Here is a 21,223-nt window from a genome sequence, read left to right on the forward strand (position 1 = left end):
CGCCCATCGTCAAAGGAGTTCGTTGAGGAGGGTGGCGGCTCGGGCGGCTCCGTCGGTGGCGATGGGGAGGTAGTCGACCGATCGAGTGAGTCTCTTGGCGATGGCTTCGGCCAGCGCGTCGGGGTTCGAGGCTTCCTCGTAGGTCAGGTGGTGGCCGGCGTTGTGACGGTCGAGGCGGTGGCGGACGTGGAAGTTCTGTTCGAAGTGGTGGCGCAGTGGGATGTAGATGAAGGGGATCCGCAGGGCCGTCAGCTCCATGCAGGTGGTGAGGCCGCCTTGGGTGATTGCGAGGTCGGCCACGGCCAGGTGCTCCTGGAGGTTTGGCAGGTAGCCGTGGACGGTGACGCCCGGGGTGGTTGGCAGTTCGGCCGGGTCGATGCGAGGGCCGGTGACGAACGCGAACTCCAGACCTGGCACCAACCGCCGAGCCAGCGGCACCGCCTCCAGCACCCGATGCAGGAGTGCGGAGCCGACACCTGATCCACCCACGCTTACCACGCACAGCAGGCGGTCGGTTCGGTAGCCGAGCCGTTCGCGGGTCTGAGGAGCCGACGGCGTGCTGGTGATGTAGCCGGTGAACGTGTAGTTGGTGGTGGCCCAGTCGCGGATCGATGGGAGGTCGGGGCCGAAGGTCGTGGTGACGATGTCTTCTGGGTCGCCGACGAAGAGGGAGTGGTCGCGGAGGCGCGGGTAGCGGGCTCGGTGTTCGAGCATCTCGGCGTTGTAGTCGGCGGTCAGCGCGGCTTCGGCGGGGCCGCCGTCGGGCATCGGGAGCCAGCCGATGAAGTCGGTCAGCCAGGCGTAGGCGAAGTGTTTGAGTTCCGGGTTCTCGTGCAGGAAGTAGTCGACCTCCCAGGCCTCGTCGGCGATCACCAGGTCGTAATGCCGGTCATCGACCACGTCGGCGAAGGTGAGGAAGTTCGCGATCAGCAGCTCGTCCATCCGGCGGACGGTCTGGAACGCGTGCAGGTCGTGCTCGTCGGCCTCGAAGTCGACGTGTGCCGCTTCGCTGAGCAGCCACGACGAGGCGGGGTGCAAGGTTTCGCCGGCATCCTCCAGTACGCGAGTGACGGGGTGCTGGGCGAGCCAGTCGAGTTGGAGATCGGGGCGGAGCAGGCGGAGTTCACGGGCGATGGCGAGATCGCGTTTGGCGTGGCCCAGGCCGATCGGTGACGACAGGTAGAGGGCTCGCCGTGGGCGGTTGAGCGCGCGCACCCACGTACGTCGTACCGGCTGCTGTGGTGTTACGCGATCTACGAAGTCCTTGAGCAGGCGGTTGAAGACCACTGGATCGCGTGCGTGGGGTGCATGGCCGCCACCCTCGACCACTACCAGCGAACCGCCGGTCAGCTCGGCAAGGCGTTCGCCTTCAGCTAGCGGTCGTACTGCGTCGTCTGAGCCGTGCACTACGAGGACAGGACACTCCACCGGCGGCAGACTCGGGCTGTGGGCCTGGCGGGCGGCCTCTGTGTCCACCAGGCGTTCAGGGCCGATCTGTAGGCCCCAGCGGATCCCGTCCTCGATCTGCTTGCTGGAGTGCGGCTCATTGAACAGTTGGCCGAAGAAGAAGCGAATGAACTCTTCGTAGCCGCCGTCCTGCCAGTAATAGCGGTTGTACTTCGCCCACCCCTCGTCTGACTCCTGCCGCTTGCCCCACAGACCCCTGGGCTCCGGCACGAGCCCAGGGGCGCTACCGACACACACCACCCCGAGCACTCGCGTGGGCTGTGCTGCAGCCAGCTGCAACGCCCAGGGGCACCCGCGCGAGAACCCGACCACCACGCACTCGGTCACCCCGGCGGCATCCAGTACTGCGAACGCGTCCGCGACGTACTCGCTCTCGGCATAGGCGGCCGCTCCAACGGGCTTGCTGGACGAACCTGAGCCCCTGCCGTCGAAGGTGACCACGCGGAAGTGCCTGGCCAGGTACGGGACCTGCGCCTTCCACATCCGCGAGGGCACGATCGACCAGGTCGGCAGCAGGACGACCGTGGGCCCGCCGTTCCCCCTCTCGACGGCGGGCCCGTCCCACACCTGGTACGCGGTGGTCACCCCGTCCCGCTCGACCGTCCCCACCTGGTCGGCCGGTCGAGCGGGTCGTTCTGGCTTCATCTCTGCCCCCACTTCCGCCCCCATCTCCGCCCCCATCTCCGCACTGTCTCAGGGGCGGACTTCGAAGACCAGGTTGAACGGGGTCTCGGCCGCAGTACGGAACCGGGTGAAGCCGGCCGCCGTGGTGACGTCGCGGATGCGGGCCGGGCCGGCCTGGGTCCCCAGTGCCAGGCCGACGTCCTGCGACAGCGAGGCCGGAGTGCAGAGCAGGGTGGAGAAGCCGTAGTACGCGCGGCCGACCGGGTTGAGGTTGTCCTCGACACGGTCGCCTGCCATCGGCTCCACGACCATCCACGTGCCGTCGGGCGCCAGTGAGTCGCGCACGTGCTTGGCGGCGCCGACCGGGTCGCCCATGTCGTGCAGCGCGTCGAAGGTGGTCACCAGGTCGTAGTCGCTTCCGCTGTACTGCGTCGCAGCGGCGACCTCGAACGTCACGCGATCCGCGACCCCTGCCTCGGCAGCGCGTTGGCGGGCGGTCTCGATCGATCCCTGGTGGTAGTCCGAGCCGGTGAAGGTGGACTGCGGGTAGGCCTGTGCCATCAGGATGGTCGAGGCGCCGTGTCCGCAGCCGATGTCGGCCACTCGCGCACCGGTCTCCAGCTTCTGTACTACGTCGTCGAGTGCGGGGAGCCAGCCGGCCACCAGGTTCGCGTTGTAGCCGGGGCGGAAGAAGCGCTCGCAGCCGAGGTGTACGTCGGAGCTGTGCTCGTGCCAGCCGATGCCAGCGCCGCTGCGGGCGGCCTCGATCGTCTGGGTGGTGTGCTGCACGGTACCGAGAGCGATCTGGAAGAAGCCGGGCAGGAACGCCGGGCTGCTCTCGTCGGTGAGTGCTACAGCCTGCTCTGGTGGCAGTAGGTACTTGCCTGTGTGCGGGTCGTACTCGACGAACCCGCCTGCTGCCTGGGCGTTGAGCCATTCGCGCGTGTAGTGCTCGCTGGTGTTCGTCCGCTCCGCCAGTTCGGCCGGTGTGGTCGCGCCCCCGTCGGCGAGTGCGTGGTAGTAGCCGAGGCGGTCCCCCATCACCACGAGCGCGGCGTTCAGCGTGGCGCCCACCTCACCCACGGCCTGCCCGACGAAAGCCATCAGCTTGTCCATGTCGATCGCAACCGTTGTCATCTTCAGTTCCCTCCCTGGATCTGTACGCCGAACCTAGGAGCGGACGCTCGTTGTTCGCATCAGGTGACCCACCTGGTCAGTTGGTGGTGTACTGCCAGACATGCTGATCGGGCGAGAGGCCGAACGGCGGGCGATCGAACGGCTGGTCGCGGGGGCGCGGGTGGGATCCAGCGGGGTACTGCTGATCACCGGGGAACCGGGGATCGGCAAGACGGCCCTCGTCGACGAGACGGCGAAGCTCGCCGCGGGCCTGCGCGTCCTGACGGCTCGCGGCACCGAAGCCGAGCAGGAGCTTCCCTTCGGTGCGTTGCTCCAGCTCCTCCGGCCGGCGCTGGGGGAGCTCCGTCGCATTCCCGCACCGCAGCGAGACGCACTCGCTGCTGCCCTGGCACTCGTCCCGCCCTCTCCGCCTGCGGGGGAGGGGAGCGGCGGCGCACAGCGGGGCGGGGTCAGCGCGGAAGAGCGGTTCGCAGTGGGGGCGGCGACGTTGAGTTTGGTTTGCCGGTTTGCCGAAGGTGGGCCGGTGGTGGTGTTGGTGGATGACGCGCAGTGGATCGACCTGCCGTCGGCGGAGGCGTTGTTGTTCGCGGCCAGGCGGTTGGTGGCTGATCCGATCGGGTTGGTGATCGCGGCTCGGTCGGGGGAGGTGCATCCGTTGGCTCAGGCGGATCTGCCGCAGTTGGAGCTGGGTGGGGTGGGGCTGGTGGCGGCTCAGGAGTTGGTGGGTGGGCTGCCGGTTGATCTGGTGGCGAGTCTGCATCGGACGGTGGCTGGGAATCCGTTGGCGCTGCTGGAGCTCGCGAAGGATCCGGAGCAGCTGCGCCGGGTTCCGCCGGGTGTACCGGTGCCTGTGCCGGCACTGTTGGCAGATGCCTTTGCGGCAAGGGCTAAGCGGCTCAGTGGGGCTGCGCAGATAGCACTGCTGGTTGCCTCGGTGGATGACGGTGAGTTGGGAGTGGTAGCCCGCGCTTGTGCCGACTTGGGCGTCGACGTCGCAGTACTGGCTGAGGGGGAGCAGGCCGACCTGGTGCAGCTCAGGGACGGGCGGGTGGAGTTCAGGCATCCGCTGGTTCGGTCTGCCATCTATGCGAGCGCCGAGCCCGCTCACCGTCGGGCAGTGCACCTCGCGGTGGCCAACGCGGTACAGGATGACGACCGCCGAGCCTGGCACCTCTCGGAGACAGTGCTCGGTACAGATGACGCAGTGGCGGCCGCATTGGAGCTAGCAGGCGACCACGCCGTCGACAGAGGAGCACACGCAGTAGCTGCCACCGCCTACGAGCGCTCCGCCCGCCTCACCGGTACTACGGGCGCTCGCGCGGTGCGGCTGGTCGCGGCCGGTCAGGCAGCTTGGTTCGCCGGGTTACCCGAGCGGGCCGACAACCTCCTCAATGAGGCGCTCACCCTCGATCCACCCAGCCAGATCCGCACGCAAGCCAATGAGCTGCGCGGCGACATCGCAGTGAAGTGCGGCTCGCCAGCACGCGCCCGCGACATCCTTGTCGCCGCTGCGGCCGAGACCACCGACCCCGAAGCAGCAGTAGGCCTGCTCGCGGACGTGGTCAACGCCTGCTTCCGCCTAGGCGACGCCCCCACAGCGCTGAAGGCCTCAGACGACCTGGTCGACCTCCTGACCCAGGTCGAGCGCCCGAGCACGCGTGTCATCGGTCTGCTCGCCAGTGGCGTCGCCAAGGTGCTCTCCGGCCGCGGTGGCACCGAGGAGATCCGCCAAGCCATCGCGCTGGCACCGTCGGTCGCCTTGGACCGCGACCGCCGACGGCAGGTCTGGATGATGCTCGCGCCGATGTTCCTCCGCGAAACGGGCACCGGCCGGGCCCTGATCGAAGAGGCGATGCGCGAACGCCGTGACCAGGTCGCTGTCGGAGTACTACCGGCAGTGCTCTTCCAGTTGGCCCGCGACGACGCGACCACCGACCGCTGGGCCGACGCAGCCGCGTCGTACGACGAAGGTGTCCGCCTGAGCCGGGAGACCGGGCAGACCACCGAGCTCGCCATCAACCTGGCCGGCCTGGCGTGGCTGTCGGCGCACCAAGGACGCGAGCCGGAGTGCCGAGCACTGGCGGCCGAGGCGATGGAGATCTGCGCGGAACGACAGATCCACCTCGGGCTCGTCTGGTCGCTGTTCGCGCTAGGCGACCTTGAGCTGGGCAAAGGGGATCCGCAGCAAGCGCTACCGCAGTACGAGCGGCTGGCTGAGGTACTGGCCTCGCTGGGCGTGCTGGACCCCGACCTGTCGCCGGTACCGGAGCTTGTCGAGGTCTACCTGCGGTTGGGGAGAGTCGAGGACGCTACGAAGGCGGCGCGGGCGTTCGCAGTACGGGCTGGTGAGAAGGGACAGCCGTGGGCGCAGGCGCGAGCAGCCCGAGCGCTGGGGCTGGTTGACGAAGACGAGCAGCAGTTCCAGCAGGCACTGGAGTGGCATGCGCACACCCTGGATGTCTTCGAGACCGCACGGACCCGCCTGGTCTACGGCGGCTGGCTGCGCAGGACACGACGGAGAGTGGACGCCCGCGAGCAGCTACGCGAAGCAGTAGCCGCCTTCGACCAGCTAGGAGCGCCGGGCTGGGCCGACCAGGCTGCTGCGGAGCTGAAGGCGACAGGGGAGACAGCACGCCGCCGAGAGCCCAGTACTGCGGACGACCTGACTCCGCAAGAGCGGCAGATCGCACTACTGCTCGCCAGCGGTCAGAGCATCCGCAGTGTCGCGGCACGGCTGTTCCTGAGCCCCAAGACGGTCGAGTACCACCTCCGCAAGGTCTACACGAAGCTAGGCGTCCACTCCCGCACCGAGCTGGCCGGCATCCTTGAGAAGTCTGGTCCGGACCGCAGCTGAGTGGCCATCGCCGAGCTGCCTGATCGGGCGTAATTCGCCCGCGCTTGCGGGCGCGTCGTGGCATGGTCCAGCTATGGACGCTGCGACCTGGACCTCTGACGATTGGCTCGGGCAAGCTCAGACCTGGCTCGACGAGCAACTCGCCGCGGCGGGCACCCCGCGTACCGGCGAGCTGACCCAGCCCCGGGTACGAGCGTGGGGGACCGTTCTGCGCGCCGACACCACCGCGGGCCCGGTCTGGTTGAAGGCGCCTGGCCCGGAGACGGTCTTCGAAGTACAGCTCTACCGTCTGCTGGCGACGATCGTGCCGCGCTTCGTGCTGGACCCGATCGCCGCCGACGTGGAGCGCGGATGGGTGTTGTTGCCGGATGGTGGTCCCACCTTGCGGGAACAGCTGGGTGACCACGACCTGTCCGAGGTGATGGTGCAGGTACTTCCGCAGTACGCCCAACTGCAGCTCGACCTGATGCCGCACGCCGAGGACCTGCTCGCGACGGGCGTCACCGATATGCGGCCGGCGGTGATGCCGCAGCGGTTCGAGGAGGCGCTGGAAGCTACGGGCCGCTACGTGGCTGCGGAGGGTGACGCCGAGGCGCGGGAGCGGCACACGTGGGTGGCAGGGCAGCGCAAAGAGTTCACCACGCGCTGTGCCGACCTGCCGGACCGGGCGAGCCTCGACCACAACGACCTGCACACGAGCAACATCCTCGGCCGGCCCGGTGGCCCGGTGCGGTTCTACGACTGGGGTGACAGCGTCCTCGCGCACGCGTTCAGCAGCATGCTGATACCGCTCCTGGCGCTGACCAAGCTCCTCGACGTCGATCCGGACGATCAGCTGGTACGCCGTCCGCGCGACGCCTACCTGGAGGTGTTCGGCAACCCGGCCGAGCTGCTAGCCGAGCTCGAGCTGGCCTGCTGGATCGGCAAGGTCGCTCGCGCGCTGGTCTGGGAGCGCTCTCTGCACGGCGATCCGGGCGAGTTCGCCGACGCGCCGCTGGAAACTCTGTTGGCCCTCAGGATGAATTCCTGGCACTTCCCCGCCTGAACAGGCCGTTGCCGATGGGGACCGGTTTGACAGTTGATGGCATGCTGGCTTGCGATGACTGATTTGATGGAGGCCGCTCGGCACATCCTCGGGATCGCCATGGCTTCGCACTGGCTGATCCTGGTGCTTTTCCTGGCCGCCGCCATCGACGCCGTCTTCCCGGTCATTCCGAGCGAAGGCCTGGTCGTCACCGCCGGGATGGCGGCCGCTGCCGGTCACCAGAACCTGCTGCTCGTGATCGTCGCCGCGATGGTCGGCTCGGTCATCGGCGAGTCCGCCTGCTACTTCCTCGGCCGCGGTTCCGGCCCCGCGCTGCATCGCTGGATGCGCCGGCAGGAGAAGCGGCAACGGATGTTCGAGAAGGTCTCCAACGCGCTGCACTCGCGCGGCGGGTTGATCCTGATGACGGTGCGCTACATCCCGGGCGCGCGGATGGTGGCGACCCTGACCGCGGGCGCGACGGCGTACTCGTTCCGCAAGTTCATCCTGTTCACCATCGCCGGCGTCACGGTCGCCTACACCTACGTCGCCCTGCTCGGGTACATCGGCGGCGACGCGTTCGCGCACGACTCGCTCAAGGCACTCGCGTTCAGCCTCGGCCTGGCCTTCACGATCGGGCTCGTGATCGAGACGTCCCGCCGGATCGCCGTCAAGCGCAAGGCGATGGCGGCAGCGAAGGTCACAGCCGGGTAACGATCAACCGTTCGCTTTCCGTGCGAACGCGTGTCCCCAGCCAATCCGGCCGAGGGGCCGTGCGTCAGTAGAGGCGTGGTGAGGCCCGCAGTACTGCGTTTGCTGACCTGTTCCGCCGTACTGGCGGCGCTGGTGGGCGGTTGTGCCGACGTCCCCCTCGAAGGTGCTCCCGGCCAGGGCCCGGGCGAGACGCCGAGCGAAACCCCGAGCAAGACTCCGGCCGTGACGCCGAGCAAGACGCCGAGCGCGACTCCCAGCGTGACGCCGGACCCGTCGATCACGCTCACGCCCGGCGTAAAAGCGCCGAACGCCGCACCGGTGACGCGCAGTTTCCCGGCCACCCTGAAGAACGGCAAGCCGCCGCTGTTCGTCGTCATCTCGTTCGACGGCGCGGGCGATCTCCCGCTGTGGGCGCACTGGCGGTCCATCGCCAAGCAGGTCAACGCGCGGATGACGTTCTTCCTGTCCGGTCCGTACCTCTACCCGCAGGCGCACAAAACCGACTACAGACCGCCGTACAAGAAGCCCGGCTCCTCCGACATCGGCTGGGGCGACGCCGACAAGGTGCAGCGGCGGGCCGTCGTCCTGCGCCAGGCGATCGCCGAGGGACACGAGATCGGCACCCACGCCAACGGGCACTTCTGCGGCAAGGACGGCGTCGACCGCTGGACCGGCGCGCAATGGACGAACGAGCTGACCGCGTTCGACTCGATGGTGCGCACCGGCCCGACGCTGGCCGCGGGCAAGACGCTCGCGCCGCCGTTCGATCCGAGCACGGTCAAGGGGATGCGTACGCCCTGCCTCGAGGGCAACCGTCCGGCGTACCGGCAGATGATGGCGCAGCGCGGCATGCTGTACGACGCCTCCGAGCCCGGCTACATCGCGTGGCCGAAGAAGGAGGACGGGCTCTGGAACTTCCCGTTGCAGTCCGTGCAGCTCGCGGGGACGCACAAGAACACGCTGACGATGGACTACAACCTCTGGTACAGCCAGACGGAGGCGCACGAGGCGCCGGCGGCGCATGCACCCGCACTGAAGGCGCAGGTGCTCGCCACCTATCGCCTGGCGCTGGCCCGCTCCCGGAACGGCGGCAACCCGCCGCTCTTTCTCGGCAACCACTTCAACCGCTGGAACAACAGCGTGTACTCCGACGCGCTGACCAGCTTCGTCAAGGAGACCTGCACCGAACCCGATGTCCGCTGCGTCTCCAACATCGAGCTGATCAGCTGGCTGACGAAGTACGGCGTACCTCGTCAGCCAGCTAGAGCTTGAGGTAGCCGAAGGCGTTCTGCCAGGTGCCGCCGGCCTTGATGCGGGCGACGATCAGGCGTTGCAGCGTGGTGTCCTGGGGGAACTCGTCCAGGCGCTCGACGTCGTGGCTGCGGAAGGTGAAGAAGATCGCGCTGTCCTGGGAGTCGCGCGGTTCGCCGTACGGGATGAAGCGGCGGCCGAAGCGGACCATGTTGGACTCCTGCGGAAGGTTGTCCAGCAGGTACGGGTCGAGCAGCCAGGAGCCGAGGGTGGTGGTCTTCACCGGGTACTCCGGAAAGGCGCGCGGGAAGAACTCGCGAGCCTGGGTGAAGCTGTCGTCGATCGCCTTGGGCGTCAACGGGCCCGTCTCCGGAATGTGCACCCCGAGCACCCATTCGCCCTGCTCGGTCCCGGGGACCGGATTGCCGTCCGGCACCTGGTGCAACATGAACTGCAGCCGGCCGAGCGCGAAGATCATCCCGGTCCAGTGGATCCCCAGCCACCAGTGCGTCGCCAGCCCGTACTCCCCGAAGGTCCGGCGATGCACGTCCAGCTGCTTGCCCAGGTCGGCCAGCGTCGCCCAGCTGACCTCGTCGCTGATTCCGCGCTGGTGGTGGTACCGCCGGATATCGGGCAGCGTCTCCAACAGCGCCGCCACCGTCACCCGTGGGTCGTCGGGCATCTTGACCGACTCGCCCTCGGCGGGGAAGGTGCCGATCGCGGCCCGGATCTGCCCAGCCAGCTCCCCGACGGCAACCGGGTCGGCGTCGAACTGCTCGGCCGCCTCCCGATCAGCGTCGGTGAAACCCAGCAGTCGATACTCCTCAGCGGTGGTCACGCGTCCAACCGTAGTCGTTGGATAGTTACCAGTCCTCCGCAATACCAGCCATATCGTTGCCCTCATGCCCGGCCATCTCCGCCACCGCGGGCGAAGTGCAGGAGATCCCGGGGCAGGGGTGGGTCGTCTATGTCCGCGATTCGGAAGGCACGTTGCTGGGCTTGAAGGGCCAATAGGATTGCGTTCGTGGCGTTTCAGTTCCGGTCGGCGGGGGCCGACGATGCCGAACAGGTCGCGATGCTGCACGCGGACAGCTGGCGGCGACACTATCGGGGTGCGTTCGCCGAGGCGTTCCTCGATGGTGACCTGGTCACCGAGCGAGTCTCGGTGTGGTCGAAGCGGCTCGTCGACCCGGCCGGTACGGAGACGATCCTTGCCGAGCAGGACGGCGAGCTGGCGGGTTTCGTCCACGTGGAGTTCGATCTCGACCCGGACTGGGGCAGCCTGGTCGACAACCTGCACGTGGTTCACAATCGGCGACGCGGTGGCATCGGCAGGCAATTGCTGAGCCGCGCTGCACAGGCCGTGGTCGATCAGGCGGCCGGCGACTCGATGTATCTGTGGGTGCTGGAACAGAACACCGCGGCGCAGCAGTTCTACCTTGCGTCCGGAGCGACTTGTGTGGAGGCCGCACCGGTGGCGCCACCCGGTGGCGATCCGGCGCGCCTCAACGGCACTCCACTCGGCCTTCGGATGGCTTGGCCGGACGCAGCGCTTTTCAGCGCTGATCGCTGACCTGGCGACAGGCCGGCTGGTCTGCGCGAGTGCCGGGCCGCCGTTGCCGGGCTTCGGTCAGCCGGCGGCGGTGTCGATGTGGCGGGCCAGGACCAGGTCGTCGTCGGTGAGGCCGCCGGCTTCGTGGTTGGTGACCCTGAAGGTGATCGTGGTGTAGCGGATGTCGATGTCCGGGTGGTGGTTCATCGACTCGGCCAACTGGGCGACCGTGGCGACCAGCCGGATGCCGTCCATGAACGTCGCCTTCTGCACACTGCGGACCAGCGCGCTGTCCACGACCTTCCACTCCGGCAGGTGGTCGCGCAACGCGGCGTCGATCTGGTCATCGGTCAGCAGCTCAGCCATGGTCGACACTCTAGACCCTGGCGCCGCATGCTCAGTCCGATGTCAGTCCGGCGAGGATCCCGCTGGTGGCCGGGTGGTAGAAGAAGCCGGCGTGGGTGGTGTCGATGGTGTGGACGGAGTACGGGTTGGCGGGGGTCGCAGCGTCGGCTTCGGCGATCAGACGGTCCTGGAGGGCGATCGGCAGGCTGCGGTCGGCAGTGAGGCGGACGAAGGTGTGCGGGACGGTTCCCCAGCGGGCGGGGTCGATCCGGGCGTCGGCCGTCATCACCTGCAGCGACTCGTCGGGTTGCAGGAGGTTGAGGAAGGCAAGGAACTGCTCGTCCGTGGCGTCCGCCAGCGTCGCCGCTTTGAGTGCCTCTAGCAACGATTGTCCGCCGTCCGGTAGTTGGCCCGGCCGGCGCCGATCACCGCCGGGTCGCCGACGGCGAAACCACCGAGCGCCGGGAGCAGGCTGTCGGCGAACTCGGGCGCGTTCATGTAGTCGATCGGATTCGCGCCCGAGACGCACGACCAGGCAGAGATGTAGACGAGGTGATCGACCAGGTCGGGCGCCTGGTTGGCGACACCGGTGATGGTGACGCCACCGAGGCTGGCGCCGACGAGGATCACCGGGCCGTATTCCTTCAGGCCTCGTACGACGCGTAGTACTGCATCGACATTGTCCTGCAGTGTTACGTCAGCCAGCGTCGACGGCTCGACCGACCAAGCCTCCAGATCCTGCGGGGCCTGGTAGGAGATCGGGTACTGCGCTTCGAACCCGTGTCCCGGCAGGTCGACCGCGTAGGAGCGATGTCCGAGTAGCGCGAGCTCACGCTGGATCGACGCCCACAGGAACGAGTTGCCGCCCGATCCATGGACGAGAACGAAAGTCGGTGACGGCATTCAGATTCCCCGATTCAGACGCGGGAGCGGGCGTCGGGTAGGCGGAAGACGAGGACCAGGACCCGGAGTACAAGGACAGCGCAGATGACCAGGAGGTTGTAGGCGAACAGTTGGTAGAGGGTGACAGTCTCGGTCACCTTGGGGCCACCTGGCGTGCCGAGGAGGAGAACGGCCATCAGTCCGGCGGTCGCGCCGAGGATCGCCAGCAGGGCCTGATGCAGCAGACCCGTTACGTGGCGGCGGTCGCGTTCGTCGGCGAAGAGGCGCACGTTGAGCCCGAGGCGCCCGCTCTCCGCGGCGGCGGCGATCCGGTCGATCCGGCGCGGCAGCCTGCGGAGCATCGGCAGCAAGGTGGCCAGCTCCTCGGTCGCAGTACGGCGGAGTGCGTCTGGCGCGAGCCGATCGGTGACGTGCGCGGCGGCGAACTGGCGCGACGCGGCAACGAGATCGAAGGCGGGGAAGATCCGCGAGATCGTGCCCTCGACAGTCGCCAGCGCGCGGAAGACCGCGGCCACCTCGGACGGCACGCCCAGCTCGTGCGAGGTGATGATCTTGAACAGATCGTTGAACATCGCCGGCCCGATCGCGGCGCCGGCGCCCAGATGACGCGCCATGAACTGGCCCACCGAGCGTTCCAGGCTCTGCTCGTCGATCACGTCCGGGCGGTAGACGATCTCCAGCAGCGCGTCGGTCGCCGCCACCGGATCCCCGTGGTCGACGGCGAGCAGGAACCGCTGCAGCGCCTCGCGGGTAGCCGGATCGAGCCGCCCGACCGAGCCGAGGTCGAGCATGCCGATCCGGCCGTCGGTCAGCAGCAGGAAGTTGCCCGGGTGCGGGTCCGCGTGGAACACGCCGTCGATCGCGACCTGGCCGAGCAGGCATTCGAAGAGCACCTTCGCCAGCCGGGCCGCGTCCAGACCGCGCTCGGCGATCGACTCCGAAGCGTTGCCGAGCCCGATCCCGTCGAGCCGCTGCATCGTCAGCACCCGGCGAGTGGAGTACTTCGGATACAGCTCCGGTACGACGACATCCGGGTTGCCGGCCACGGACTTGCCGGCCGCGACGCTGGCCATGTTGCCCGCCTCGACGGTGAAGTCGAGCTCCTCGCGCATCGCATCGGCGAACCCCGTGGCGAGCGACCGCACGCCCATCGACCGGCCCCAGTCGGTGTTGCGCTCGAGCAACCGGGCCAACCGCTGCACGATGTCCAGATCCCGATCGACCACGGAGGCGATCCCGGGCCGCTGCACCTTCACCACGACCGGTGCGTCGTCCAGCCGGGCGGCGTACACCTGCGCCACTGAGGCGGCGGCGAGCGGCTCGGTGATGAAGTCGGCGAACACCTGCCTCGGCGGCGCACCGAGCTCCTCGGTCAGTACGGCCTCGATCAGCGGCCACGGCGCGGGGGAGACCTGGTCCTGCAACCGGCTGAGCTCCAGCGCGACCGACGCCGGGATCACGTCACTGCGGGTGGACAGCACCTGGCCGAGCTTCACGAAGGTGACGCCTGCCTCGTCGAGCGCCAGGCGGAGTGACCGGGCGAGATCGGCCTGCCCGGCGGCGTTCTCCCGGCCAGGACGGCGGCGGCCGCGCAGGTACGGGCCGAGGCCGTGCTTGATGGCGATCCGGAGGATCTGCAGGTACCGCCGGGTCCGCGCGATCCGCCCGCTCAGGTCCCGTCGCAGATCACGGGCCCTGGGCAACGATCCGGTCGGTATCAGCGCCTCGGCGAGGACCAGGAAGATGAGCCCGGCAAGCATCGAGCAGAGCGCCGTCAACGCGAGCAGGGAGAATGCCGCACCGTTCGACCCGGTCCACGGCTGCTGCCCGGCGAGCGCGTTCGCCAGCGGACCGAAGATCGCCAGCGTCAGCGCCGCGCCGACCGCCAGCCGGCCCAGCCCGAACCGTACGCCGAGCAGCCGTTGCGAGACCGGCACGAACAACAGCATGAACACACCGATATTGATCAGCCCGATCAGCGCCACATCCATGCCCGCACCCTAGATCGGCAACCCATCAACCCACCTCACCCACGCGGGGGACCCGCGCCCCCACCCAGCCCTCCGCGAAGTCCCCTCCTGGTGGAACCCCCCACCCACGCCCGCGCCGTCGCCTTGCCCAAAACCCTCCACAACAATTTCGGCGGTTAACCCCTCGCCCTGTGGGTTGTCACCTCGGAATCAGGGGTGACAACCCACCGTTTGAGCGGTTAACCGCCGAAATTTTGGCTGGCAGGGTCAGGCGTCGCGGCGGCGGATCTTGTTGCCGAGCCAGACGATCGGGTCGTACTTGCGGTCAGCGACGCGTTCCTTCATCGGGATGAGGGCGTTGTCGGTGATCTTGATGTGCTCGGGGCAGACCTCGGTGCAGCACTTGGTGATGTTGCAGAAGCCGAGGCCGTGCTCCTCCTGGGCCGCCTTCTGGCGGTCGGCGGAGTCGAGCGGGTGCATGTCCAGCTCGGCGATCCGCATCAGGAACCGCGGCCCCGAGAAGGACTCCTTGTTCTCCTCGTGATCGCGGATCACGTGGCAGGTGTCCTGGCACAGGAAGCACTCGATGCACTTGCGGAACTCCTGCGAGCGCTCCACGTCGACCTGCTGCATCCGGTACTCGCCCGGCTTCAGGTCGGCCGGCGGCGAGAACGCGGGGATCTCGCGCGCCTTCTGGTAGTTGAACGAGACGTCCGTGACCAGATCCTTGATCACCGGGAAGGTCCGCATCGGGGTGACCGTGACGGTCTCGCCCTCCTCGAACGTGTTCATCCGGCACATGCACATCAGCTTCGGCATGCCGTTGATCTCGGCGCTGCAGGAGCCGCACTTGCCGGCCTTGCAGTTCCAGCGGACCGCCAGATCCGGGGTCTGGGTCGCCTGCAGCCGATGGATGACGTCGAGGACGACCTCGCCCTCGTTCACCTCGACCTCGTAGTCCTTCAGGTCGCCGCTCTCGGCGTCCCCACGCCAAACCCGGAACTTGGCCAAGTAGCTCATGCCGGCAGCTCCTCTGCAGTCAGGTACTTCGACAGCTCGTCGCGCTCGAACAGCTCCAGCAGGTCCTCGCGCATCGGGATCTGGTCCTTCTTGACCACGGTGACCCCGTCGTCGGTGCTCTGCAGCGAGCAGACCAGCAGCAGCTTGCGCCACTCGGCGTTCATCCCCGGGAAGTCGTCGCGGGTGTGACCGCCACGGGACTCCTCGCGCAGCAGGGCCGCCTTCGCGACGCACTCCGACACCGTCAGCATGTTGCGCAGGTCCAGCGCGAGGTGCCAGCCGGGGTTGAACTGCCGGTGCCCCTCGACCGTCATCTTCGCGATCCGGCCACGGAACTCGGCCAGCCGCGACAGCGCCTGCTCGATCTCGTCGGCCTTGCGGATGATGCCGACCAGGTCGTTCATCGACTGCTGGAGTTCCTGGTGGATCGTGTACGGGTTCTCCCCGCCCTCGAGCTCGAACGGCGCGAGGGCCTCGGCCGCCGCCGCGTCGATATCGGCCTCGGCGATCTTCGGCCGGTTCTCGCCGAGCGACTCGACGTACATCGCCGCACCGGCTCCGGCGCGGCGGCCGAAGACGAGCAGGTCGGACAGCGAGTTGCCACCGAGCCGGTTGGAGCCGTGCATACCGCCGGCCACCTCACCGGCGGCGTACAGGCCCTTGATCGACGACTGCGCGGTGTCCGGCTCGACCTCGACGCCACCCATCACGTAGTGACAGGTCGGGCCGACCTCCATCGGCTCCGCGGTGATGTCGACGTCCGCCAGCTCCTTGAACTGGTGGTACATCGACGGCAGCCGGCGCTGGATCTCCTCGGCGGGCAGCCGCGAGGAGACGTCCAGGAAGACGCCACCGTGCGGCGTTCCGCGGCCGGCCTTGACCTCGGAGTTGATCGCCCGGGCGACCTCGTCGCGGGGCAGCAGCTCCGGTGGACGCCGGTTGTTGTCGGCGTCCTTGTACCAGCGGTCGGCCTCTTCCTCGGTCTCCGCGTACTGCGCGCGGAACACGTCCGGCACGTAGTCGAACATGAACCGCTTGCCCTCGGAGTTCTTCAGGACCCCACCGTCACCGCGGACCGACTCGGTGACCAGGATGCCCTTCACCGACGGCGGCCAGACCATGCCGGTCGGGTGGAACTGGATGAACTCCATGTTGATCAGCGTCGCGCCGGCCCGCATCGCGAGGGCGTGACCGTCACCGGTGTACTCCCACGAGTTCGAGGTGACCTTGAACGACTTGCCGACCCCACCGGTGGCCAGGATGACCGCGGGCGCGTCGAACAGGATGAAGCGGCCGGACTCCCGCCAGTACCCGAAGGCACCAGAGATCGCGTCACCGTCCTTCAGCAACTCGGTGACCGTGCACTCGGCGTAGACCTTGAGGTTCGCCTCGTAGTCACCGGTGGCCTTGAAGTCCTCCTGCTGCAGCGAAACGATCTTCTGCTGCAGGGTGCGGATCAGCTCCAGGCCGGTCCGGTCGCCGACGTGCGCGAGCCGCGGGTAGGTGTGACCGCCGAAGTTGCGCTGGCTGATCTTGCCGTCCGGCGTCCGGTCGAACAGCGCGCCGTAGGTCTCCAGCTCCCAGACCCGGTCGGGGGCTTCCTGCGCGTGCAGTTCGGCCATCCGCCAGTTGTTCAGGAACTTCCCGCCACGCATGGTGTCGACGTAGTGGGTCTTCCAGTTGTCGTTGGAGTTCGCGTTGCCCATCGCCGCGGCACAGCCACCCTCGGCCATCACGGTGTGTGCCTTGCCGAACAGTGACTTGCACACGATCGCGGTGCGCTTGCCCTGCTCGCGGGCCTCGATCGCGGCCCGCAGGCCGGCGCCGCCGGCGCCGATCACGATCACGTCGTACTGGTGTCGCTCAAGCTCAGTCATAAGAGATCAGACGTCCGTATCAGTTGAAGAAGCGCAGATCGGAGAACCAGCCCGCCGACAGCGACATGATGTACGCGTCGGTGATGATCACGGTGAAGAGCGAGATCATCGCGTAGGTGCCGTGCTTCGGGTTCAGCTTCGACACGAAGGTCCAGTACCGGTAGCGCAGCGGGTGCTTGGAGAAGTTCTTCAGCCGGCCGCCGACGATGTGCCGGCAGGCGTGGCAGGACAGCGTGTACAGCCACAGCGCGACCAGGTTGATCCAGATGATCAGTGTGCCCAGACCGATGCCGAAGCCGCCGTCCTCGCCGTGAAAGGCGAGCACGCCGTCGTACACGTTGAGCAGACCGAAGACCAGCGCGCCGTAGAAGAAGTACCGGTGCAGGTTCAGGGCGGTCAGCGGGAACTTGCGCTCACCGTTGTACTTCTTGTGCGGCTCCGGCACCGCGCAGGCGGCCGGTGCCAGCAGCAAAGACCGCCAGCCCGCCTTGCGGTAGTAGTAACAGGTGCCGCGGAAGCCGGCCAGGATCGCGAAGGTGATGATGCTGAACGGCAGGAACACCGGGAACTTCGGGAACCAGGTCCCAAGATGGCTCGAGCCCTCGACGCAGCCGTCGTTGATACACGGCGAGTACAGCGGTGTCAGGTAGTGGTGCTCACCGACCCAGTACCACTTGTTCATGAAGATCCGGACCGTCGCGTAGACGATGAAGAAGCCCAGGATCACGCCGATCCGCAGCGGCGCGAGCCACCAGCGATCGGTCCGTAGAGTCTTCTGCTTGATCTGTGCGCGACCGGGTGCGCTCGTGCCCGTCGCCATCAGGGCGCGCGCCGGTCAGGGGCGCCGAAGCCTTCATGCTCCGCGTCGGTCCACATGGACGCGTCGTATTCCACGTCGGGGATCTCCTCGAGTTCCTCCGGAACTGGTCCGGGTCTGTGATGCGGGTCGGGAGGGCCCAGCTCGGCCAGGTCATCGCTGAGCCTGGCCACGTCCGACACCAATCGGCGAACGCCGAGGGTGTCACCGTACTCCTGGCTGAGTTTGCCGACGCCCGCGTGTAGCGCTTCGAGAGCGCGCTGCACCGCTGCCACGGTGTTGCCGTCACCCATACCGTCTCCAGTGATGGTTTTGTCGCTGTAAGTATGGGCACACTTTGCCCTCGCGAGGCGCACAACGGAAGACCCCTCGGTACGGCGTGTTCCTACTTAGGTTTACCTCAGTTGCCGATGGCTGTCGGGTGGAGTAAAGGGGCGAATCCCGCCTTCAGTACAAGGAGATTCGCCGGCGGTGTGAGGACTTCGACCTCGCGCAGGCCGGCCGGACGGCGGGATGTGGCGTATCCCTCCCATGACCAACCGAGCACCTTGCCGTCCAGTACCAGGGCCGGCCGGCCGTCGAAACGGATCATCGCGCCGTCAGGTAGATCGGCCAGCTCGGCGACCGTCGTGCGTTGCCGGCGGGTGCGGGGCTCGACCCGTTCGAGGTGGAGCTGGGCGTCCATCGCGGTGGCCCGCGGGCGCTCGGGCAGACCGCGGCCGGCGGCCCACGCACCGGCGTACAAGAGATAGTCGCGGCGGCGGCAGTAGGCGCAGGGGCGGTGCCCGGCGGCGAGGGCGACGGCCTCGTCGAAGAAGAAGAGCGCGGTCCAGCGACCGGGTGGCATCGGGTCGCGCTGCACGCCCTTCCAGTCGAGCACGCAACAGATCCAGGCCTTCGATCGCCAGCGGGTGGTGGCCAGGGTGCGGTCTGGGCGGTGCAGGGTGCCGCGGTTGCCCATCAGCAGACCGCGACCCGCGGCGGCCACGATCTCCTGCGTCGGCAACACCCTGTTCTGTAACGGCATTGGATCATCATCGCGCCCGGCGTCGACAGTTGTGACACAGCAGGTCTGACACAGTGCATCCCCATGGGTGAACCGCAGATCGTCGTCGGGGTGGCCGTGATCCGGGCCGGCCGGGTGCTGGCCGCACTGCGACCCGGACCGGATGGCGGCTGGGAGTTTCCCGGCGGCAAGGTCGAACCGGGGGAGACCGATCAGCAGGCCGCGGTCCGGGAGTTGCGCGAGGAACTGGCCCTGGAGATCGCGCCCGGCGCCTCGCTGGGCCCGGCCCAACCCATTGGCGACCGATACTTATTGCGCGTGTACGCTGCGGCGCTGGTGCGTGGTGAACCGGTTCTGCACGAGCACAGCGCGATCCGCTGGGTGGACGCGTCGGAGCTGGCAGAACTGGACTGGTTGCCGGCCGACCGGCCGTTCCTGATCGCGCTCCGTGTGCTCCTGGGAACACTCTGCTGATCCGTCACGATTCCGTGACATCAGAGGGCGTCTGGTGGCGTCCACACTGCGAGATCCGTAGGGTTCCCGACAACTCGCCCGTCGGGGTGAACGACGTGCGATTCAAGGGGAAGGGTAGGCAACAGCGATGACGCTGGGGGTTACGGAAGACCTCTCGCCAGAGGGTGGTCTGCCAGCGGACGGCTTGGCCGAGACCGCGGAGGCCAAGCAGATCGAGGGCCGGTCCCTCGGGCAGATCGCCTGGGCCAGGCTGAAGAAGGACAAGATCGCGGTCATCTCCGCGGTCGTCATCCTGCTGATCATCGCGGTGGCGATCTTCGCCCCGCTGATCGTCAAGATCAACGGCTTTCCGCCGGATCAGTTCAACAAGCTCAACGATGACGGCGGGCCGCTGCTGAACACGCGCGACGGCGGTATCCCGATCGGCGGCCTGTGGGGCAGCGGTACGAGCGCCCAGCACTGGCTCGGCGTCGAACCGCAGAACGGCCGCGACGTCTTCTCCCGGTTGGTCTACGGCACCCGGGTCTCGCTGCTGGTCGCACTCGGCGGCACGATCATCGCGATCGTGCTCGGCACCGTGATCGGGATGGTCGCCGGCTACTTCGGTGGCTGGGTCGACACCCTGCTCAGCCGGCTGATGGACATCATGCTGAGCTTCCCGTCGCTGCTGTTCGTGATGGCGCTGACGCCGGTGATCGCCGACCGCGGCCAGGCCCTGCTCGGCATCCCCGACGACAACAGGCTCCGACTGGGCGTGCTGATGTTCGTCCTCGGCTTCTTCGGCTGGGCCTATCTGGCCCGGATCGTGCGTGGCCAGACGCTGTCCCTGCGCGAGCGTGAGTTCGTCGAGGCGGCCAGGTCGCTCGGCGCCAGCCCGGGGTACGTGATCTTCAAGCAGCTCCTGCCGAACTTGATCCCGACGCTGCTCGTCTACACGACGCTGCTGATCCCGAGCAACATCACCGCGGAGGCCGCGCTGTCCTTCCTGGGCGTCGGTATCAAGGAACCGACCTCCTCGTGGGGCCGGATGATCGCCGACGCGTCGGCCTGGATCGAGAGCAATCCGCTCTACCTGTTCTTCCCGGGCATTGCGCTGTTCATCACCGTTCTGGCGTTCAACCTGCTCGGTGACTCCGTGCGCGACGCCCTCGACCCGCGTGCCGGGAGGAGCTGACCCATGGGCCGCTATCTGATCCGCCGGCTGCTGCAGACGCTCGTCATCCTCTGGGTGATCTCTGCCATCACGTTCTTCCTGTTCTGGATCACCCCGGCGAACCCCGCCCTGCTGATCTGCGGCAAGAACTGCAACACCGAGACGATCGCGACGGTGAACGCGACCTACGGGTTCGACGACCCGCTGATCGTCCAGTACGGCACCTACATGAAGGGCCTGGTCAACCCGGGCGGCCGGGAGATCGGTTCGGTCGGCAGCGAACGCAACTGCGCGTGGCCGTGCTTCGGTGAGTCCTACCAGAATGGCCTCCCGGTCTGGGACTCGATCTCTGACGCCTTCCCGGCGACCTTCTGGCTCGCCACCGGCGCCGCCATCATCTGGCTGGTGTTCGGCGTGATGCTCGGGTTGATCGCCGCGCTGCGCAAGGGCAAGTGGATCGACAAGCTGAGTGTCGGGCTGGCGCTGTTCGGCGTCTCGTTCCCGACCATCGTGTTCGGCTATCTGCTGTTGTTCCTGTTCATCGTGAAACTCAAATGGCTACCGTTCCCGGACACGTCCAGCGCGGCCCTGTTCACCGTCGGTCCGTTCAAGTGGCTGCAGTTCTACATCCTGCCGTGGATCACCCTGGCGCTGGTCTATGCGGCGCTCTACACCCGGATCACCCGGGCCAACATGATCGACACGATGAACGAGGACTACATCCGCACCGCCCGGGCCAAGGGCCTGGGTGAGGGCACCGTGATCTTCAAGCACGGACTGCGGTCCGCGCTGACGCCGATCGTGACCATCTTCGGTCTGGACGTCGGCGGCCTGCTCGGCGGCGCGGTGATCACCGAACAGGTCTTCAGCATCACCGGTCTGGGCAAGTTCTCGATCGACTCGGTGCTCGGCAACGACCTGCCGGCCATCATGGGTGTCGTCTTGTTCGCCGCGATCTTCGTCGTCGTGGCCAACGTCATAGTCGACGTCCTGTACGCCTTCATCGACCCGCGCGTGCGGTTGTCCTGACCCGAC

Annotated in this window: 20 protein-coding genes; 8 read left to right on the forward strand and 12 right to left on the reverse strand. The window is 67.6% G+C overall.

The window, feature by feature from the left end; all coding sequences use genetic code 11:
- Positions 1 to 9: 9 nt before the first annotated feature.
- Complete coding sequence (locus tag G3I17_RS10820) at positions 10 to 2,112, reverse strand: alpha/beta fold hydrolase (protein WP_164595831.1); 2,103 nt, start codon at positions 2,110 to 2,112, stop codon at positions 10 to 12.
- A 48-nt stretch (positions 2,113 to 2,160) separates the two neighbouring features.
- Complete coding sequence (locus tag G3I17_RS10825) at positions 2,161 to 3,228, reverse strand: class I SAM-dependent methyltransferase (RefSeq protein WP_164595832.1); 1,068 nt, start codon at positions 3,226 to 3,228, stop codon at positions 2,161 to 2,163.
- A 100-nt stretch (positions 3,229 to 3,328) separates the two neighbouring features.
- On the opposite strand from G3I17_RS10825, the gene G3I17_RS10830 reads away from it, so the two are divergent.
- The 4 genes from G3I17_RS10830 (at position 3,329) to G3I17_RS10845 (ending at position 9,092) form a co-directional block, all read left to right on the forward strand.
- Positions 3,329 to 6,082, forward strand: a complete 2,754-nt coding sequence (locus tag G3I17_RS10830; protein WP_164595833.1) for a LuxR family transcriptional regulator — start codon at positions 3,329 to 3,331, stop codon at positions 6,080 to 6,082.
- Positions 6,083 to 6,155: 73 nt separating this feature from the next.
- Positions 6,156 to 7,127, forward strand: coding sequence for an aminoglycoside phosphotransferase family protein (locus G3I17_RS10835; RefSeq protein ID WP_164595834.1), 972 nt, complete (start codon positions 6,156 to 6,158; stop codon positions 7,125 to 7,127).
- A 54-nt stretch (positions 7,128 to 7,181) separates the two neighbouring features.
- Positions 7,182 to 7,820, forward strand: a complete 639-nt coding sequence (locus tag G3I17_RS10840) for a DedA family protein (RefSeq protein WP_164595835.1) — start codon at positions 7,182 to 7,184, stop codon at positions 7,818 to 7,820.
- 78 nt (positions 7,821 to 7,898) lie between these two features.
- A complete protein-coding gene (locus G3I17_RS10845; protein WP_164595836.1) occupies positions 7,899 to 9,092 on the forward strand; it encodes a hypothetical protein in 1,194 nt (397 codons plus the stop codon).
- On the opposite strand, the gene G3I17_RS10850 is transcribed toward G3I17_RS10845, so the two are convergent.
- Positions 9,082 to 9,909 (reverse strand): acyltransferase domain-containing protein, encoded by an 828-nt coding sequence (locus G3I17_RS10850; protein WP_164595837.1) that lies wholly within the window; start codon positions 9,907 to 9,909, stop codon positions 9,082 to 9,084. The genes G3I17_RS10845 and G3I17_RS10850 overlap by 11 nt on opposite strands.
- A 186-nt stretch (positions 9,910 to 10,095) precedes the next feature.
- Here G3I17_RS10850 and G3I17_RS10855 point away from each other — a divergent pair, with 186 nt between their 5' ends.
- Entirely contained in the window at positions 10,096 to 10,644 is a 549-nt protein-coding gene (locus G3I17_RS10855) for a GNAT family N-acetyltransferase (protein ID WP_343238263.1), read from the forward strand.
- A 57-nt stretch (positions 10,645 to 10,701) separates the two neighbouring features.
- On the opposite strand, the gene G3I17_RS10860 is transcribed toward G3I17_RS10855, so the two are convergent.
- From G3I17_RS10860 to G3I17_RS10895, 9 genes are all read right to left on the reverse strand, one after another.
- Positions 10,702 to 10,989 (reverse strand): 4a-hydroxytetrahydrobiopterin dehydratase, encoded by a 288-nt coding sequence (locus G3I17_RS10860; protein ID WP_164595838.1) that lies wholly within the window; start codon positions 10,987 to 10,989, stop codon positions 10,702 to 10,704.
- A 31-nt stretch (positions 10,990 to 11,020) separates the two neighbouring features.
- Entirely contained in the window at positions 11,021 to 11,353 is a 333-nt protein-coding gene (locus G3I17_RS40630) for a hypothetical protein (protein WP_239062392.1), read from the reverse strand.
- Positions 11,347 to 11,871, reverse strand: a complete 525-nt coding sequence (locus G3I17_RS40635; RefSeq protein ID WP_239062393.1) for an alpha/beta fold hydrolase — start codon at positions 11,869 to 11,871, stop codon at positions 11,347 to 11,349. Before G3I17_RS40635 ends, G3I17_RS40630 begins: the two co-directional genes overlap by 7 nt.
- A 14-nt stretch (positions 11,872 to 11,885) precedes the next feature.
- A complete protein-coding gene (locus G3I17_RS10870) occupies positions 11,886 to 13,862 on the reverse strand; it encodes an AarF/UbiB family protein (RefSeq protein ID WP_164595839.1) in 1,977 nt (658 codons plus the stop codon).
- Between the two features lie 246 nt (positions 13,863 to 14,108).
- Complete coding sequence (locus G3I17_RS10875) at positions 14,109 to 14,861, reverse strand: succinate dehydrogenase/fumarate reductase iron-sulfur subunit (protein WP_164595840.1); 753 nt, start codon at positions 14,859 to 14,861, stop codon at positions 14,109 to 14,111.
- On the reverse strand, positions 14,858 to 16,738 hold the full coding sequence (locus tag G3I17_RS10880; RefSeq protein WP_164595841.1) for a fumarate reductase/succinate dehydrogenase flavoprotein subunit: 1,881 nt from the start codon (positions 16,736 to 16,738) through the stop codon (positions 14,858 to 14,860). The genes G3I17_RS10875 and G3I17_RS10880 overlap by 4 nt, the downstream gene beginning before the upstream one ends.
- Positions 16,739 to 16,757: 19 nt before the next feature.
- Positions 16,758 to 17,558: a hypothetical protein gene (locus tag G3I17_RS10885; RefSeq protein ID WP_164595842.1), complete on the reverse strand. Its 801-nt coding sequence runs from the start codon at positions 17,556 to 17,558 to the stop codon at positions 16,758 to 16,760.
- Entirely contained in the window at positions 17,558 to 17,848 is a 291-nt protein-coding gene (locus G3I17_RS10890) for a hypothetical protein (RefSeq protein ID WP_164595843.1), read from the reverse strand. Before G3I17_RS10890 ends, G3I17_RS10885 begins: the two co-directional genes overlap by 1 nt.
- A 107-nt stretch (positions 17,849 to 17,955) precedes the next feature.
- Entirely contained in the window at positions 17,956 to 18,582 is a 627-nt protein-coding gene (locus G3I17_RS10895; RefSeq protein WP_164595844.1) for a hypothetical protein, read from the reverse strand.
- 63 nt (positions 18,583 to 18,645) lie between these two features.
- Between G3I17_RS10895 and G3I17_RS10900 the strand changes: the two genes are divergently transcribed.
- The 3 genes from G3I17_RS10900 (at position 18,646) to G3I17_RS10910 (ending at position 21,217) form a co-directional block, all read left to right on the forward strand.
- Complete coding sequence (locus G3I17_RS10900; RefSeq protein ID WP_164595845.1) at positions 18,646 to 19,035, forward strand: (deoxy)nucleoside triphosphate pyrophosphohydrolase; 390 nt, start codon at positions 18,646 to 18,648, stop codon at positions 19,033 to 19,035.
- 127 nt (positions 19,036 to 19,162) lie between these two features.
- On the forward strand, positions 19,163 to 20,209 hold the full coding sequence (locus G3I17_RS10905; protein ID WP_164595846.1) for an ABC transporter permease: 1,047 nt from the start codon (positions 19,163 to 19,165) through the stop codon (positions 20,207 to 20,209).
- A 3-nt stretch (positions 20,210 to 20,212) separates the two neighbouring features.
- Positions 20,213 to 21,217, forward strand: a complete 1,005-nt coding sequence (locus tag G3I17_RS10910; RefSeq protein WP_164595847.1) for an ABC transporter permease — start codon at positions 20,213 to 20,215, stop codon at positions 21,215 to 21,217.
- Positions 21,218 to 21,223: the final 6 nt, after the last annotated feature.

The organism is Streptomyces sp. SID13031 (assembly GCF_010548305.1).
Classification (GTDB): Bacteria; Actinomycetota; Actinomycetes; order Propionibacteriales; family Kribbellaceae; genus Kribbella.